This is a genomic window from Neisseria sp. P0022.S010 (assembly GCF_051956635.1).
In genome coordinates this window covers 1-1,605 of record NZ_JBQCXF010000624.1, presented here as the reverse complement: position 1 = coordinate 1,605, position 1,605 = coordinate 1, and the positions used below count along the sequence as shown (strand labels likewise).

The following is a 1,605-nucleotide window of genomic DNA, read 5'->3' as shown; positions in this document are numbered from 1 at the left end:
GCAGCATGGCCAAGCCGATGACCAAATCCGAGTAGCCGGAAAAGTCGAAAAAGAGTTGGAAGGTGTAGCCATAAATCGCAGACAACACGCCCCAGCCGTCGAACTGGGCCGGATTTTCAAAAACAGGTGATACCCAGCCTTCTGCCAATACGCCGGCAAGCCACCATTTTTTGGCAATGCCCAACACAATCAGGCCGACCGCCAACGCCGGATAAATCAGCTGGCGTGCTTGTTTGGTGCGGATTTGCGCTAATGCGCCTGCTTGTTCGCCGTCTATGCTTTTAAAAGCGGCCGCACGGATAATCGGGCCGGATGTGATGGTGGGGAAGAAGCTCAGATGCAGTAGGAGCTCGTGCCATTCAAAACGGTCTCCTTTAGGCTCGCGGTAGCAATACACCAAGTAAGCCAGCGATTGGAAAGTGTAATAAGACAAGCCCAAAGGCAGGAGAATGTCGATGACGGCGCTTTGCTCCGTATATTGTTGAATAATCGGGCGGAAAAAGTCGAAGTATTTGAAGAAACACAAAACAGTCAATGCCGCCGAAATACCGCAACCCAGCCAAAATTTGCGGATATTCTCGTTTTCAGAAAACATCAGCACGCTGACCAGGTAAACCACAGACGAGTAAACCAAAATCAGCGCGGCAAAGATAGGATCGATACGGTAAAGCCAGCCCAGTCCGGCAATCAAAAGTAAAACGTTTTGAACTTGCGGCAAACGTGCAAATACCCAGTACAGCGGCAAAAATGCGATAAAGAATACCGCAAACTCAATGGACAGCAACGGCATGACAATTCCTTGATGTGTTTAAACTTTCAAACTTTTCGATTGATTGTTATTTTTGGGCGTTAAGTTTGGCGCGGATGACTTCGACTACCGCAGGTAAAATCGAAATCACGATGATTGCCGCCATGACTAAGCCCAGATTGTTTTTGACGACGGGGATGTTGGCGAAGAAGTAGCCCGCATAGGAAAACGACAATACCCACAACACTGCGCCGATAATGTTGTAACGGATAAACGTGCCGTAGTGCATATCGCCCATGCCTGCGACAAATGGCGCAAACGTCCGCACAATCGGCACAAAGCGGGCAATGATGATGGTTTTACCGCCGTGTTTTTCATAGAACGCATGGGTTTTTTCCAAATACGAACGTCGGAAAATTTTGGAATCCGGGTTGGCAAACAGTTTTTGTCCAAAATACTTGCCAATCATAAAGTTGGCCGCATCGCCTAAAATGGCGGCTGCCAAGAGCAGCAATACCATGACGTGGATGTTCATGCCGCCGATGGCAGCAATACCGCCGGCAGCAAACAGCAGCGAGTCGCCGGGTAAAAATGGCGTTACGACCAAACCGGTTTCGCAGAAAATCACAACAAACAAAATCGCGTAAATCCACGGGCCGTATTGGGCGGAAAGGTAGACAAGGTGTTGGTCGATATGGAGGATGAAATCAATAAGGGTAGAAATCACTAGGGTTCCCCAAATAAAAAGGCCGTCTGAAAAAGAACAGACAAATGTTTCGGCGAGAAGTTCGACATTGTAAAACCAAAGCGGAATAAAACCAATGCCGTAAGCGCGTCAAGATATGTTTAGAAGTGCA

The 1,605-nt window shown here is 48.2% G+C and carries 1 protein-coding gene and 1 pseudogene; both read right to left on the bottom strand.

The annotated features are described in order from the left end of the window. Positions 1–790, bottom strand: a pseudogene (locus tag ACTHUT_RS20055) (MBOAT family O-acyltransferase); the annotation flags it as partial. A gap of 46 nt (positions 791–836) precedes the next feature. Continuing rightward, the gene (locus ACTHUT_RS20050; RefSeq protein ID WP_250600868.1) at positions 837–1,475 is read right to left on the bottom strand and encodes a DedA family protein; all 639 of its coding nucleotides are present in this window, start codon (positions 1,473–1,475) and stop codon (positions 837–839) included. Positions 1,476–1,605 lie beyond the last annotated feature (130 nt).